The organism is Helicobacter sp. MIT 21-1697 (assembly GCF_026241255.1).
Classification (GTDB): Bacteria; Campylobacterota; Campylobacteria; order Campylobacterales; family Helicobacteraceae; genus Helicobacter_C.
Map to the genome: position 1 here is coordinate 192,294 of NZ_JAPHNC010000001.1, position 14,622 is coordinate 206,915.

General features: G+C 37.7%; 14 protein-coding genes. 2 read left to right on the plus strand and 12 right to left on the minus strand.

Annotated elements, in window-relative coordinates; genetic code table 11:
• Position 1 precedes the first annotated feature (1 nt).
• Entirely contained in the window at positions 2 to 1,873 is a 1,872-nt protein-coding gene (gene rpoD, locus OQH61_RS00970; RefSeq protein WP_266025364.1) for an RNA polymerase sigma factor RpoD, read from the plus strand.
• Positions 1,874 to 1,946: 73 nt separating this feature from the next.
• Positions 1,947 to 2,219 carry a 30S ribosomal protein S15 gene (rpsO, locus tag OQH61_RS00975; protein ID WP_266025365.1) on the plus strand — a complete coding sequence of 91 codons (273 nt, stop codon included), beginning with the start codon at positions 1,947 to 1,949 and terminating at the stop codon, positions 2,217 to 2,219.
• Between the two features lies 1 nt (position 2,220).
• On the opposite strand, the gene OQH61_RS00980 is transcribed toward rpsO, so the two are convergent.
• The 12 genes from OQH61_RS00980 to OQH61_RS01035 form a co-directional block, all read right to left on the minus strand.
• Positions 2,221 to 3,075, minus strand: coding sequence for a DUF268 domain-containing protein (locus OQH61_RS00980; protein WP_266025366.1), 855 nt, complete (start codon positions 3,073 to 3,075; stop codon positions 2,221 to 2,223).
• A 16-nt stretch (positions 3,076 to 3,091) separates the two neighbouring features.
• On the minus strand, positions 3,092 to 5,167 hold the full coding sequence (locus tag OQH61_RS00985) for a hypothetical protein (RefSeq protein WP_266025367.1): 2,076 nt from the start codon (positions 5,165 to 5,167) through the stop codon (positions 3,092 to 3,094).
• Between the two features lie 102 nt (positions 5,168 to 5,269).
• Positions 5,270 to 5,524 carry a 30S ribosomal protein S18 gene (gene rpsR, locus OQH61_RS00990; RefSeq protein ID WP_266025368.1) on the minus strand — a complete coding sequence of 85 codons (255 nt, stop codon included), beginning with the start codon at positions 5,522 to 5,524 and terminating at the stop codon, positions 5,270 to 5,272.
• 18 nt (positions 5,525 to 5,542) lie between these two features.
• Positions 5,543 to 6,058 (minus strand): single-stranded DNA-binding protein, encoded by a 516-nt coding sequence (locus OQH61_RS00995; protein WP_266025369.1) that lies wholly within the window; start codon positions 6,056 to 6,058, stop codon positions 5,543 to 5,545.
• A 19-nt stretch (positions 6,059 to 6,077) separates the two neighbouring features.
• Positions 6,078 to 6,491, minus strand: a complete 414-nt coding sequence (rpsF, locus tag OQH61_RS01000; RefSeq protein WP_266025370.1) for a 30S ribosomal protein S6 — start codon at positions 6,489 to 6,491, stop codon at positions 6,078 to 6,080.
• 90 nt (positions 6,492 to 6,581) lie between these two features.
• Positions 6,582 to 7,583, minus strand: coding sequence for a DNA polymerase III subunit delta (gene holA, locus OQH61_RS01005; RefSeq protein ID WP_266025371.1), 1,002 nt, complete (start codon positions 7,581 to 7,583; stop codon positions 6,582 to 6,584).
• A 46-nt stretch (positions 7,584 to 7,629) separates the two neighbouring features.
• Entirely contained in the window at positions 7,630 to 8,370 is a 741-nt protein-coding gene (locus tag OQH61_RS01010; protein ID WP_266025372.1) for a hypothetical protein, read from the minus strand.
• Between the two features lie 291 nt (positions 8,371 to 8,661).
• Positions 8,662 to 9,399, minus strand: a complete 738-nt coding sequence (locus OQH61_RS01015) for a hypothetical protein (RefSeq protein WP_266025373.1) — start codon at positions 9,397 to 9,399, stop codon at positions 8,662 to 8,664.
• Positions 9,400 to 9,457: 58 nt separating this feature from the next.
• Positions 9,458 to 9,739 (minus strand): hypothetical protein, encoded by a 282-nt coding sequence (locus OQH61_RS01020; RefSeq protein ID WP_266025374.1) that lies wholly within the window; start codon positions 9,737 to 9,739, stop codon positions 9,458 to 9,460.
• A gap of 177 nt (positions 9,740 to 9,916) precedes the next feature.
• A complete protein-coding gene (locus OQH61_RS01025) occupies positions 9,917 to 11,863 on the minus strand; it encodes an RNB domain-containing ribonuclease (protein WP_266025375.1) in 1,947 nt (648 codons plus the stop codon).
• A gap of 7 nt (positions 11,864 to 11,870) precedes the next feature.
• Complete coding sequence (locus OQH61_RS01030; protein WP_266025376.1) at positions 11,871 to 12,554, minus strand: metallophosphoesterase; 684 nt, start codon at positions 12,552 to 12,554, stop codon at positions 11,871 to 11,873.
• A 10-nt stretch (positions 12,555 to 12,564) separates the two neighbouring features.
• Positions 12,565 to 14,619, minus strand: a complete 2,055-nt coding sequence (locus OQH61_RS01035; protein WP_266025377.1) for a M99 family carboxypeptidase catalytic domain-containing protein — start codon at positions 14,617 to 14,619, stop codon at positions 12,565 to 12,567.
• Positions 14,620 to 14,622: the final 3 nt, after the last annotated feature.

The following is a 14,622-nucleotide window of genomic DNA, read 5'->3' on the forward strand; positions in this document are numbered from 1 at the left end:
TATGTCAGAAAAATCCGATAAAATCAGTAAAAAATCAAAAGAAGTTAATGCCGAATTAGAAAGTCTTTTTAAAGAAGAAGATAGTGATTATATCACTTATGAAAAAATTGCCCAAATTATCCTTAAAGCCCCTACTACTACACAAGTTAAGAAAATTAAAGACTTAAGCAAAAAATATAAAAAACAACTTTTGAGTTCATCTGAAGTTGCCAAAATGCTCAATACTCAAGAACAGATTAAGCGCCAAGCTGATAAGAAAAAAATGCTCAATGAAGAGCTTGAAGATGAATTTGATTTTATGAAAGATAAGGAATTACTTGAGTGGAGCAGAAGTGATAGCCCTGTGCGTATGTATTTGCGTGAAATGGGGCAAATTTCACTTTTGACAAAAGAAGAAGAAATTAGCTTAAGTAAAAAAATAGAATTAGGCGAAAATACGATTCTTGATGCGATTTGCTCTGTGCCTTATTTGATTGATTTTATTTATGATTACAAAGACGCCCTTATAAATCGTGAGCGGCGCGTTAAAGAGCTTTTTAAAAGTTTTGATGATGATGAAGAGGAGAGTGAGGAGGAAGAGGAAGAATTTGATATGCTTGATGATGAGGAAGCATCGCGTAAATCTAATTCTAAAAAAGACCAAAAGCGTGTAGAGAAGGTTATGGAAAGTTTCAAAGCACTCGATAAAGCCAAAAGAGAATGGCTCAAAGTGCTTGAAACACCCATAACAGAGGGTGAAGACGAGTTGGCTCATATTTTGCTCCTCTCACATAAGAAGCATATTTTAAAGATAAAGCTTTTAGATTTAGGACCTACGAGTAAGCTTATTGGTGAGCTTGTAAAAGCAATGGAAAACACTCTAAAAAGTGGTGATGGCTTTGAACGCGAATTGAAACGTTTAGAATATAAATTGCCATTGTTTAATGATATGCTTGTTGAGAATCATCAAAAAATCCTTGCGAATATCACAACAATGAGCCGCGATGAGATAGCCGCAATGGTGCCAGAAACAACAATGGTAAGTGTGTATGTGGAACTCAAGAAACTTTTTCAAACTAAAGAGGCAAGTGAGGGGGGATTCAATTTAGAGCCAGAAAAGCTTAAAGAAATCTTAGAGCAAATCAAACGTGGTAAGTCTATCTCCGATAAGGCAAAGGCGAAAATGGCAAAATCCAATCTCCGCTTGGTGGTGAGTATTGCCAAACGTTACACAAATCGTGGTTTGCCTTTCCTTGATTTAATCCAAGAGGGCAACATTGGACTTATGAAAGCAGTGGATAAGTTTGAATACAAAAAAGGCTTTAAATTTTCAACTTATGCGACTTGGTGGATTAGACAGGCAATCTCTCGTGCGATAGCTGACCAAGCACGCACGATTCGTATTCCTATCCATATGATTGAAACGATTAATAGAATCCACAAGATTATGCGCAAACACGTGCAAGAAACAGGCAAAGAGCCAGATATTGATTTTATCGCTAAAGAAGTGGGGTTGCCTATTGATAAAGTAAAAAATGTGATTAAAATCACAAAAGAACCTGTGAGCCTTGATGCGCCTATTGGAAGCGATGATGATGGTAAGTTTGGAGATTTTGTGGAGGATAAAAGCTCGGTTGGTCCTATGGATTATATCCTTAAAGAAGATTTAAAAGTGCAAATTGATGAGGTGTTAGAACAGCTCAATGATAGAGAAAAGGCGGTGATTCGTATGCGTTTTGGCTTGCTTGATGATGAATCTGATAGAACACTAGAAGAAATTGGTAAGGAACTCAATGTAACGCGTGAGAGAGTGCGACAAATAGAATCAAGTGCGATTAAAAAACTCAAGCACCCAAAAGTAGGTAGAAAGCTTAAAAATTATATTGAGGAATGATGCGTATTTTATGTATTTTTTAGATTTTTAAGATAGAATCCGAGTTTTATTTATACCAATCAAGGAGGTCAAAATGGCTTTAGATATGGCGAAGAAAAAAGAGATTATTACTAAATTCGCACGAGATAGCAAGGATACAGGTTCAAGTGAGGTGCAAATTGCACTCCTTTCACAAAGAATCGCAGATTTAACAGAGCATTTAAAAGCTAATCCAAAAGATCATTCAAGTCGTTTGGGGCTTTTAAAACTTGTCGGGCAGAGAAAATCACTTCTTTCTTATCTTAAGAAAACGCAATACAATCGTTATGCGAAGCTTATCAGTGAGCTCAAACTCAAAGACAGATAAGCTAATTTTTAATAAATTCAAATAAGCCTGTGTAATAAGCCCTATTATGGGCTTTTGGCATAGAATCTAGTGCATTTTGATTAATGTGTAGGCTGTTATTTTCCCATTTCATACATTCTATGACATCAAAATCTTTGATATAGCCCATTTGAACAATCTGCATAGAATCTAGTGCGTCAATGATAGTTTGGGGTTTGTAAATGCGGTGGGCATTGAAACAAAGCTTATCCTCATCTGCCACAGGCACACTAAGATAAAGTCGCCCATTAGATTGTAATACTCTTTGAAAGGCTTTGAGTGCGCTTTCCCACGCATCTGGCTCTATGGGGTCTCCATATCGTCCAAGTCCGAAATGTTCCACGCTGCACAAAGCAGAAAGTGATTGGATAGAATCATCAGCGATATTTTCTAAACGCGTGGCGTTGCTTTGAATATATGTTATGCCCCCCCCCCGCTCATTTAAAAAGCTTGTATTAAATTGATTATTCATTGGGCGAATATCAAGCAAAGTAATTTTTTGATTGAATGTAAGGAGATGTGCGATAAATCCAAATACGCTAGAGCCTACATCATAATGCACATCAGGTTTGTGCTCTAGCACTTTACGCGCTCCCCACATATCTTGGATAAAATATTGACAATCCACAACGCCATTGGGCGCGTATTTATCCCCTTTGCAGATATAATCCCATTTGCTATCAAGCCTAAAACGCGCATCTTTGTTTAAACGCGTATAAGTGGCTTTGTCTTGAGCGATTTCCGCATTACTCATCATTTTGTGGCTTGGCAAAGGATATTTACCAAAAAGTCGCAGTGTTTCGCGCACAATCTTTTGTGCCAAAGTCTTTTTTTGCATACAATCTCCTTATTCTTTAAGGTTTAGATTCTATCACAACCTTATTGTCTTTTACTTTAAAGCGTCCGCATATAAGCAACAACATTATGCAGCTCATTCCACTAAAAATGACTTCTCCAAAAGAGTTGAGAGCTTTTGTGTTTGAAATCATCAAAATTCCAAAGCTTAATCCTGTGGTAAGTGCAGAAAATACAATCGCGTGAGTTGTGCGCGGATTATCATCTTCTTTTATGGCATAGATTCCATAATCCACGCTTACTACGACCAAAATGAGCAAAGCAAAAAGGTGCATCATATTTAACACACTATGGCTTGATATGACACACAGAGCTATACTCAAGGGAAAAAGCACAAAGCTTGCTGCACTTAAAAATGCTCTACGTGTGTTAAAAGCAAGAGTTAAGAGCATAAGGCATAGCGCAATACCAAGCACGATAAGCATAGGTTGATAAATAGAATCCGCTAGGTTGTCCATAATGCTTTGTATTGAACGTGCTTCAATACACACATTGGATTGCACGATTTCTTCTTGCTCCTGTGCATTCCATAGCTCTTGTGGATTTATAGTGTTTTTAGAATCGCTGGGGAGTGATTGTAAAGATTCTAAAAGTTCGTGTGCCTTAGCAATTTGGGCTTTTGACATAGAGGCGAGATAATAATACTTTTCTAAATGTGATTCTCCCTCACTTTGGCGAAAAGTTATTACACCTGTGGATTGTATAAGCCCACGCACAAAGAGCATAAGCCCATCGCTTTTATCTGCAAAGAGTAACACATCATCTCTTTGTTTGTCTTGAATGTGCATAAAAAACGCTCTCTCTTCAAGCATAGGCTTATTTTGATAATCAAGTTTAGAGAGGTCAAAATCAAGTCTAAGCTGTGTGCTTGCGTAAATAAAACCTATTATTGCTATGCCTAAAAATATAATACTTGGCACACAGGGTTTTCTCAATGCTGAAATTGCGTTAAAAAGTCGTGGTGGTTTAAAGCCTATGCGTGGATATATGAATGCGAAGTTGATATATGCTACACTTAAGGAAATCATCGCATAAAGGGCAAGTTGCGATAAAAGAGGAAAGGGGATAAACAAACACGCGCCAAAGCCCACCATTGTTGTAAAATAGCCATAAAACACAGGGAAATTAAAAGGGGGGCGAGGGTGTGTAGATTTTTTGCTAGAACTTGCGCTTTGTGTATAAAGCCCAAAGAAGTGATGGTGCATCATATAATCAATAGCGATATTTGAAATGCCCATACCAAAGCTTAATACCATAATCGTAACTTTTGGATATATACAAAGGGTAAGCAAAATAGCAATCGCATTAGAGAGAATGAGTGTGCAAATAGTATAAAAGGTCAAAAGCGGTATGCGAATAATGACAAAATACAGCAGCACAAACACAAATGAGGCAAAGCCTAAAAGAAAATTAACTTCATTTAAAATCAATTCTAGATTCTCTACACGCATAAAATCAGATGAAAAATAGCGCATATCAGGGTAATCTTGTTTTAGCATTTTAAAGCTTTGCAACGTGGATTTAATAGCCTTATCTTCAAGGCTTGAAAGCTCTACCAATGCCATTAAGCCATAATCTTTTGCCGCAAGAGTAGAGGTATCTAGTGAGTTAGAGGAGGTAAAGTGATTTGTAAGTTGGTGCAACAAAGGCGCAAAAATCTTTTGTGCTTCAAGTGAAGTGGGAGTGTCTTGTGAGTGTGTTTGCGTGTGAGAATCTAAAGAAGTGTCGTGTGGAGGGAGGATATAAGAAGTATTTTGTGTTAAAAAGGCGTAGAGTTGCTTTTCTAAGGGGACATTTTGCTCAATCACAGAGGAAACATAAGGCAGAGATTGAATCTTGTGGGTAAGCTCTTGCATACGCTTTTGTGCGTTTTTATCAAATCCTTTAATCGCCACAGGCACATATTTAGAGCTAGAAAAATACCTGTATGCCTCAATGATTTGTTTATCGTCATTATGTGGGAATAAATCAAGCACTTCCTGACTCACGCGTTGTGGTTCAAAAGCCCACCAAAATACACCAAGAGTTGCAAAAAAACATAAGCTTAAAACAAAAAGAAGTGCATTGCCCCGCATAGCTATCCTTTGATATAATTTTTTGGTTATAGCAGATTCTATTATTAGCCTTATTTTGCGCTAAAAAGGTAACCAGCAAGTTTATAACAAACGTAGAAATTGTTAGATTTTAAAAGGATTCTCAACAACCTTTTTTCTATCTACGATATAAGGAATAAGAGCCATATGTCTCGCGCGTTTAATGGCTACTTCTACGCGTTCTTGCCATTTTTTTGTATTGCCTGTGAGACGTCTTGGCATAATCTTATATCGTTCAGAGAGTGAATGCTTGAGCATTTCTACATCTTTGTAATCAATATATTCAAGCTTTGCTTCAGTGTATCGGCAGTATCGTTTTGAGTATTTTTTCTTTTCCATTATTGCTCCTTGTGTGTATTAAAAAGGTATATCTTCATCATCAATGTTGATTTCGGGGATATTTTGAGGATAAGCCCCAATATTCCCATTGCCTTGCTCATTTCCTTGTGATTGTGAGTGAGCTTGATTATAATTTGGTGCATTATTGACATTTTGCGCTCCTGCATTGTAGCCATTTGCACCATTATAAGCACTCTCATCGCCACTCGGTTTAGAATCTAGCATTTGCATACTTTCAGCTGTAATCGTGTGTTTGCTTTTTTTTGCTCCACTTTGATCAGTCCAAGATTCCAAGCTCAAGCGTCCCTCAATGAGAATCTTGCTCCCTTTGCGCAAATATTGATTTGCCACTTCTGCACTGCGCCCAAAAAGTTTTACATCTACAAAGCAGACTTCTTCGCCATTTGTACCATCTTGCTTTTTGAATCTCCTATTGCTTGCTAAGCCAATGGTAGCAAGAGCACTTCCACTAGGCAAATATCGGAGTTCTACATCTCGTGTCAGATTCCCTATGATAATCACTTTATTATACATCTAGCTTCTCACTTGTGCATTAAGCCTCTGTCGGGGCTTGTTCTTTAGCCTCTGGGGCAGTTTCTTCTTTTTTGGCTTTTGTGGGCTTTGGCTCTGGTTTATTATTTGCCTTATTTACGAGGCTTTGCCACGCTTTTTGCTCTTTTTTGCTCTCATATTTGATAACAATAAAGCGCAAAATCTCTTCATTAATGCGATAATTGCGCTCAAGCTCCAAAATTAAGCTTGGTTTTGCCTTGAAGTAGATGACAAAGTAGTATCCACGCTTGTTTTTCTTAATCTCATAAGCAAGGTTTCGCATACCCATATCAAGGCAAGTTTCAATCTCACCACCATTTTTGGTAATGACTTCTTTAAAAAAATCAAGCCGCGCTTTGATTTCTTCCTCTACAAGCGTGGGTTTGAGGATAAACATCGTTTCGTAAAATTTCATTCTTTCTCCTTTTGGTGTAACCGCCCTTTTGTTGAGTGCTATGAAGCAAAGATTTTGTGTTACAAAAGAGCAAGGTGCAAGAGTGAGATTCTATCTTATCATTTCTTGAATTTTTATTAAAGCACTCATAGATTGTTTGGTTTTGCCTTTGCTTACTTCGTAACGCCATTGGGAAAGCAGTTCAAAAATAGCAATATATTCTGTTTCTTTAAAGCGAATGCAATAGCGTGATAAGCGCTCCGCAATATGAGCAGGTGGGCTAAATCCTAGAATCTCCTTTGCATCGGGACGCCCTTTAATTTTGATAAAAGCAAAAAATAAAAAGAGTTGATAAAAAAATCTCTGAATCTCCCCAATCATCATTATTTCATTAATACCCTCTTCATAAATGGTATGAAGCATTTTGACAATAGGCTTTTTGTCCATTAAGGCAAAGCAAAGCTCTTCTACGCTAAAACTTGCTATACCATCACAGAGTAGATTCACATCACTTGGTTCTATGGGCTTACCTGCGAAAATAACAAATTTTTCTAATTCATTTAAAGAAAGTGCGATGTCATTGTTTTGCTTTTCTAAAATATGTTTGAGAATCTTATCATCAGTCATAAGCCCTAATTCTTTGCTTCTCTCACGCATAAAGCCCATACATTCGCTTATATTTGGTGGGAAAAACCGCACTTCCGCAATGCTATCTTTGGGCATTTTGGGATTTTTGAAATATCCTGCACAAGTTTTGCAATCTCTCGTGTAATCCCCATCTGATTTATTTGCAGCTTGATAATACTCAATAATAAGTGCGTTATGCGCATTATGCAAGAGGGCATACAAGAACATTTCAATATCTGCTTTGAGGAGTTTATGATTGATTTTAAGCACAACAAGTGAGCTGCTGCCAAAAAGTGAGCCTTGTGAGAGCAGGGTATTGATATTTATCGCATTATATTCATCAAAGTAAAAGGTAGTTTTTTCTTCACTTTTGAGAGCAGATTCAATTTTTTTCGCATAATATCCGATTAAAAAGCTATCGCCATAAAGAAAGCTTACGCGGGGTGCAGATTGTTTTAAGAGTGTATCAAGCTGTGATTTATACATTTGTGTAGAATCCTTAAGGCTTAAATCTTAAGGATTCTAGCAGGATTTATTTACTAAAACCCTTAATACCAAATTCAAGCATTAGAGCATAGTTATCAGAGTGCGGATAAGCCTGTGCGCCTTGAATATAAGCGGGGGCTACATTTTGGTATCTGCCAATGAGTTTGGTATAATATGCCATATTTTGGCTTATATCCTTTGAAAACCCTACACTTGCATTTATCGCATAGCTGTAATCATCAACTTTTGATTCTTGCCCACCGATAGTGTAGTGTGCATAGCCTACCCACGCATAGCCAAGTGCATAGGTGAGATTGAGCTTATCACTTGCAGGGATATTTCCCTCTAGCTCTGCTCCAAGCACGATAGTATCTCTATCTAAGCCTTTTTTTGAGCTAACCGCGCCCTGATGTCCATTTCTCTCGCCAAATACATTTATAAAAAGTGGAGTGCGTGCAGTGGCGATATTAAGTCCAAACTTTGCATAATATTCAAAGATAAATAAGGAAGCTTTATCTGCGATATTTGTTACATTTTCAGCCTGTGAGATTCCACCACCTCCGCGTAAGCCTACAACTGCTTGCATTCGCCCATAATAAACACCTCTAGCCTCTAGTGCGAGATACCCAGCATAGCTTTTGATGTCTTCTCCACCAAAGCTATATCCTGCACCTCCAAGCCCGACATTACCATAATAACAATGGTTTTTTTCACAAGAGAGTGCATTTGCAAAAGTGCTAAGGCTAAGAAGTAAAATAGGGATAAGAAAAAATTTTATTTTACTCATATTTTCTCCTTATTATTTTATAAAAATGAAATAATTTGGTGCATATGCACCAATGGCAATTATAAAAAATAGATTTTTATAATTTAATTTTTACATTGTAGTTTGAAAATAAAATTTACATAAAGTAACAACTTTGTATCTTTGTATTTTGATGATTTTGATGGTATTAGGGGCAGATGAACCTTTTATTTTACCTTTATGGGTTCATCTACTTTTTTGATTTAGAATCCAATGCCTAACTCAATTCAGGCAGCATATTGCTTCCTCGCAGGGAAGTAGGGAAATAGGTATCTATTTATCAAAACCTTTAAAGCCTATCTCTATCATACCGACAAAATCTTTTGAGGCAGGATAAGTGAGGGTAGAGCTATCGTTACTTGCATTTTTTAAATCAAAGTATTTGCCTATAAGCTTTACATACCACATCGTGTTTTGCGTGATATGGGAAGAGTATCCTATGTAGGCGTTGATTGTGTAGCTATAATCCTTTATGTCTAATGCGACATTATTTAAGTTATATTCACCACCAACCCAAGCATATCCAGCCCCATAATCTAAATATGACATATTGCCTAAAGGTAGATAGCCATCAATATCCCCACCTAGCATTGTAAGCCGCCTCTCTAAACCATTACCTTTGCCTATTCGTCCATCGTGCCTATCTTGTCCTACTACAAGATTTACAAAAAGCGGTGCATTTTTTCCTGCGATATTGACTCCAAGTTTTACATAAGAATCTAAAACAAAGAGAGTATTTTTGCTTGTAATGCCCAAATCACTAGTATTTTGTGCTGATGTTGAGCCTCCACCTATGTGCGCACCCAATGCAATCTGCAATCTCTGCCAAAACACTTGTTTGCCTCCCAAAGCAAGATACCCAGCATAACTATTTATATCTTTGCCTCCAAAGTTATAATACTGCCCACCTATACCAATATGACCATAACCGCAGCTACTTTCCTCACACTGAGTGGCAAATAGGGAAGTGTGAAAAATACAAAATAATACTAAGAAAAAATATTTTTTCATTTCTATCTCCATATATTTAGTCTAGCTTCTTAGGGTAAGCTACCCTAAGAAAGATGGTTTATTTCCACCAGCCTTTGTCTTTGCCCAAATCATAAACTGATTTGCCAGCACTAATAGCAGAGCTTATAGCACCTAAGGCAATCCAAAACTCACCTTGAGTTTCCTCCATTTCTTCATCACTCAGCAATGCAACATTTACATCTTGCTTACCAAAGAGCAATTCAGCATCGGCTTTGTTAAGCTTTTGCACTTCTTGTGTTTGTGGTTGCACTTGTGCTGCGACAAGGGAAGCTGTCCCCAAACTCAAAACTAAAGCCAATGAAATGAAAATTTTATTCATTTCTAACCTCCTAAAATAAAAATAACTAAGGTATATTTCATACAAAGTATAAAATATACCTTAGTCAATAATTATAACATAAAATTCTATATAAAATCAAAATTTAACATAAAAAGTAACAATTTTTGTATCTTTGTATTTCTATGATTTTGAGTGTATTAGAGGTAGATGAAGTCTTTAATGCGTAGTAATCTCGGTAGATTCTATTATTTCTCCTTGCGTACAGCCACAGAGCAAATCCACTTTTTGTATTTTGACTTTTATCAGTTTAAATTTCTCAAGTGAATGCCAAAGGGTAATTTTGATATGTGGGATAACATCTAGGGCGAGCGCGTGGGAATCTTCATCTATCACAAGTGCAGTGCAGATAAGAGGTTGAGGAGATTCTAAAAGCTTTTGTGCGTAGCGAAGCATTTTGCGTTGGTAAAAATCCTGCTCAATATGGCTTATTTGCTTTTGCTTGATATTGAGCTCTTGGGCAATGCCATTTAGCCCCTCAAGCAAGAAAGGCAGCGATTTGTCTTTATGCAGCACTGCCTTTAAGATTCTATGCACGATTAAATCACTATACCGCCTTATGGGTGAAGTAAAATGCGTGTAGCTCTCAAATCCAAGCCCAAAATGCCCCTTATTCTCCACACTATAAGTGGCTTTGGCAAAAGATTTGATAATCATTTCATCAATTACCTTTGCTATCTCCTTGCCTTTGGCTTGAGCTTGGATATGATAAATCAAATGATGAAATGTCCGAGTAGGAGGCAAAGTAAAGCCCATATTTTTTACTTCCCACTCAAGCTCTTTTATACGTTCTTCTTTGGGTGGAGGGTGGATTCTAAAAATACCTTTTTGTGTGTTATTGAGCAGCATTTGCGCACTTTGGACATTCGCAAGGAGCATAGATTCTTCAATGATACTATGGGCTAGAGTATGCTCATACTTGTGCCACGAGTGTATTTGTTGATATTCATCAAGTTCTAGTTTTATTTCTTGGCTCTCAAATTCATAGCCATTACGCAAACGATGAGCCTTGCATTTTTTGATATAAGGCAAATATGCTTTGAGCCATTTTTGTATCTCTTTGGGCAGAGTGCTTTTATGCCCTTGTAAAAAAGATTCTATAACTTCATAGCTGACATTGGCTTGAGGTTTGATAAAGGCTTCTAAAAGCTCACTTTTGACTACTTGAGCGTTTTTATTAAGTTCTATTTTCCATACCATTGCCAAACGCAGGGCATTTTCTTTTAAAGAGCAAATACCATTACTTAGCTCAAAGGGCAGCATAGGCACAACTTTATGTGGAAAATATATGCTAAAGCCTCTTTGCCTCGCCTCTTTATCAATCTCACTTTCACTACCCACATATTCGCTCACATCAGCGATAGCCACATAAAGTGTTTTTGTTTTGCTCTCAAAGTAAATTGCATCATCGTGGTCGCGTGCATCTTGTGGGTCTATCACACAAAAAGGCAAATCGCTCAAATCCACGCGATTGGGATACATATCCTTATACACTTCATCGCCAAAGGCAAGTCCTAGAGCTTGTGCTTGAGGGCTAAAAGCTGATGAGCGATTGTAAAGGCTAAGAGCAATTTTTTCATCAATATGCGCATCTTCAAGCACGCCAAACACTTCAATGATGTTGCCAGATGAGAGTTCAACCTTTACTACGCAGTGCGGAGGCAAAGCTCTAAGCGATTTTTGCGAGACTTTTAACTCTATGTAGGATTGCGTGTCATTTTTTTGACTTATATCAATAGCTTTAATAAAGCCTTTTTTCATCACAAGAGCAGCAAGAGCATAGGTTTTTGATGAATAAAGCAGAGTGATGAATCTTGCTTTGCTTCGCGCGTGTTTTGCAAGGATAATATCGCCCTTTTTGAGATTCACTCGTCCCCGCTCAAGCACAAAGTCATTGTGTTCTTGCGCCTTAAAGCTTTTTAAAAATACTTTGCCGCTACGCGAAATATCCACACTGCCTATAATTAAATCATTTTTAAGTGTGTAATATTCACCTTGTATATCAAGGACATTGAGCTCTTCTAAGTGTTTAAGTGCGTGGGCAAAAGATTTGGGAATGCGATTCTTTCTTACTCCAGCGGCAATGAGTGCGTAAAAATATACCATTTATCCCCTAAATGTGGATTTTGTGTCGCCATAAGGTGAGAATTTCCCCTAAGCGTTTGGGAGCAAATCCTAGTTGTTCGCAGCTTACATTAAAGCAAAAAGAGTGTTGCGTGTTGCGTGAGTGGATATGTCCGTGAATATTGAGCGAACAATCCGCAAGTGCAAAGAGTTTATCAAGTGTATCTCGGCTTTTGGCAAACCTATCGTGTGCTTTGCGATGAAACACAGGAAAATGTGAAAACATAATGCGCTCTCCTGCGCAATCTAGCACAATGGCATTGAGGTAAATATCATCTTTTACCATACTCTTGCCAAATTGTGCGTAAAGTTTTGCTAGAATCTCTTTACTTTGTGGAATCTGCAGTGCTAAACCTTTTTGCACACTCCAGCTTTTAATATTTTTAAGCTTTTCAAAGCGCTCAATATCATTATTTCCTATCACAAGTTTTTTTGTGCCATTAAGCTTTTTAAGATAAGAGAATCCCCCCTCATAATACAAATCCCCTAAATGCAAAAGTGTATCTTTTTTACCAACTTGCTTATTCCACAAATCTTTGTGAAATTTATAAAAATCATTATATCCATAAGCTTTGGCACTTTTAAGCCGACTCGGTTCGCGCTCTAAGACAGCTTTGTGTCCAAAATGACTATCAGAAATCACAAATGTGTTTTCAGTAATTTCAAACCCCATCATAGAACCTTTATAGGGGATTAAGGAGATGTTTTGCTATATAACCATTGATTTCGCGCACCCCTTGTTTCCCCTCAAAAATATAATGAATCTTTGCCCATTCCCCATTTTGTCCCTCAAAAGATAGAATGTGCATTTTTCGTCCTAAAGGCGCTTTAGCGACAATGAGTGCAGTGAGGGAGGGTTCTAAGCGCACAAATGCAATATTGACTTTTACTTGCGCATTTATAGGAGGTGTTTTTATAGAGGAATCTTGTGGCTTTTGTGATGTGTGTTTTGGTGGGGATTCTATAATTTTTGTGTTTTCTTGTGAAGCACTTTGAAGTGTATCACTCAGCATATATGAGCTAATATAGCCCTCTTGATATATGCCATTTTTACTATCTTTTGCAATTTTACTCCATTTACCCACTTGTTCTAAAACTTCTACTTTCGCTCCTTGTGGGAGTTTGGCGATTATAGAATCTTGTGTGCTTGGTTTTAATCGCACATTTACACCCACAGAGGGTTTCACAAAGTGAGTGAGAGTTTTTCGTGGCTCATTTTGCTTGATTATAGGCTTATTGGGAGATTCGTTGTGTTTATTTTTGGGCATAGATTCTTTGGAGGCAATGGCTTTAGGTGGCATACTCACACTTGGTGTTATTTTGGTATGAGCGTGTGCAAGAGCAAGAGGCGAATTAGGCGCAGGTTTGTAGGCTATAAGTTTATAAGGTGCGCTATTTTCAAGCGGAGGCTTATCAAAAGAAATTGTTATCATACCGCTAAACACATCTTTGCGATAGATTTCGGCACGATAAATAAGAGCTTGTGTATCAAGGCTATATCGTGCCATAAGGTCTTTTTTATACACTTTGATGCCACTTTCATTGGGCAAGGGTGAAGTATCGTTGGGCTTGACATAGCCTATAATGTTTATGCGATACTCATTTATAGGTTCAAACTCTATACTTTCTTTTGCATAAATCATTGAACCCACGCGCACAGCTTGCATTGTATCATCAATTTTCATATTTACGCTATTAAGCGAGTTATCAAAAGCACTCCATTGTGGCAAAAGTGTGCTAAGCGTGCGTGAGCCATATTTGAGCTCTATATTGCCCTGCTTGTTTTTTACCAAACCAAGTATATGGCTTGAGCTTTGAATCTTCATATGTTTTGGCTCTACGCCTTGAGGAAGCGGAAAATAAGTGATGGGAGAGCGTAGAGAACCTAAGGGCAAAGTGATGAGTCCTTCAATGTGGGCTTGTAAATGCGCAGTGGAGATAAGTTTTTTAATAGAGGCGGGTTTGAGCTCAAAATCTCGTTCAAACTCTATGCCAAGCTGTCCAAGCAGAGATTCTATAGCGAGGAGATGATAATATACGCGTGTTTGTATGTCAAGTTCTTTGCTGGCTTCATTTGTGAGGGCTGGTTTGCCAAGTGAGAGTGAGAAAAAAGTGAGAGCTTTAAGCTGCTCTGTGTCATTTTTAGATTTTGTATGAGTATTATGCACAAAATATCGGTGGAGAGGGTGCAGGATATACTCATTAATATCTGCTACCATTTGAATCACAAAAGATTCTAAGTTGCCATATTTTGCACCTTTAAGCTCTATTTGGTCTATTACTGAGCAATTTCCCCAACGAAGTGGATTAAGGAGATTATTCACATAGGTAGGACGCCAATACCCACTCCCATCGTGAAGATGCATTGAAATATCAATTTGTGGATTGGCAAGAAGTTTTTTGATTTTTTGGATACTTTGATAGTCAGGGTCATTTTGAGCAAGTGCAGCAAATTTGCGATTCATATCGCCATAGAGTCCTCGCACATTGGCAAACATACTATGAGGATTCACAACAGGCACAACCCACACGCTCCCTTTTGTGATTTTATAATGACGCATAAATAAATCAGTAGCGTAATATGCTCCGGGTTCATCGCCGTGAATCCCACCCATAAGGAGCAAAGTAGGGGCTCTTTTATCTCCATCATTGAGTTTATAAAGTGCAAAATCACGCACAAGATTCTCTGCGTGAAGTATATTAAAAGCAAAGATAAAAGTTAGAAAAAGGCGTATCATAAT

What these genes read in the sequence shown, in the direction of transcription:
- rpoD (WP_266025364.1), top strand. Translation starts at nt 2, where the DNA reads ATGTCAGAAAAATCCGATAAAATCAGTAAAAAATCAAAAGAAGTTAAT.
- rpsO (WP_266025365.1), top strand. Translation starts at nt 1,947, where the DNA reads ATGGCTTTAGATATGGCGAAGAAAAAAGAGATTATTACTAAATTCGCA.
- OQH61_RS00980 (WP_266025366.1), bottom strand. Translation starts at nt 3,075, where the DNA reads ATGCAAAAAAAGACTTTGGCACAAAAGATTGTGCGCGAAACACTGCGA.
- OQH61_RS00985 (WP_266025367.1), bottom strand. Translation starts at nt 5,167, where the DNA reads ATGCGGGGCAATGCACTTCTTTTTGTTTTAAGCTTATGTTTTTTTGCA.
- rpsR (WP_266025368.1), bottom strand. Translation starts at nt 5,524, where the DNA reads ATGGAAAAGAAAAAATACTCAAAACGATACTGCCGATACACTGAAGCA.
- OQH61_RS00995 (WP_266025369.1), bottom strand. Translation starts at nt 6,058, where the DNA reads ATGTATAATAAAGTGATTATCATAGGGAATCTGACACGAGATGTAGAA.
- rpsF (WP_266025370.1), bottom strand. Translation starts at nt 6,491, where the DNA reads ATGAAATTTTACGAAACGATGTTTATCCTCAAACCCACGCTTGTAGAG.
- holA (WP_266025371.1), bottom strand. Translation starts at nt 7,583, where the DNA reads ATGTATAAATCACAGCTTGATACACTCTTAAAACAATCTGCACCCCGC.
- OQH61_RS01010 (WP_266025372.1), bottom strand. Translation starts at nt 8,370, where the DNA reads ATGAGTAAAATAAAATTTTTTCTTATCCCTATTTTACTTCTTAGCCTT.
- OQH61_RS01015 (WP_266025373.1), bottom strand. Translation starts at nt 9,399, where the DNA reads ATGAAAAAATATTTTTTCTTAGTATTATTTTGTATTTTTCACACTTCC.
- OQH61_RS01020 (WP_266025374.1), bottom strand. Translation starts at nt 9,739, where the DNA reads ATGAATAAAATTTTCATTTCATTGGCTTTAGTTTTGAGTTTGGGGACA.
- OQH61_RS01025 (WP_266025375.1), bottom strand. Translation starts at nt 11,863, where the DNA reads ATGGTATATTTTTACGCACTCATTGCCGCTGGAGTAAGAAAGAATCGC.
- OQH61_RS01030 (WP_266025376.1), bottom strand. Translation starts at nt 12,554, where the DNA reads ATGGGGTTTGAAATTACTGAAAACACATTTGTGATTTCTGATAGTCAT.
- OQH61_RS01035 (WP_266025377.1), bottom strand. Translation starts at nt 14,619, where the DNA reads ATGATACGCCTTTTTCTAACTTTTATCTTTGCTTTTAATATACTTCAC.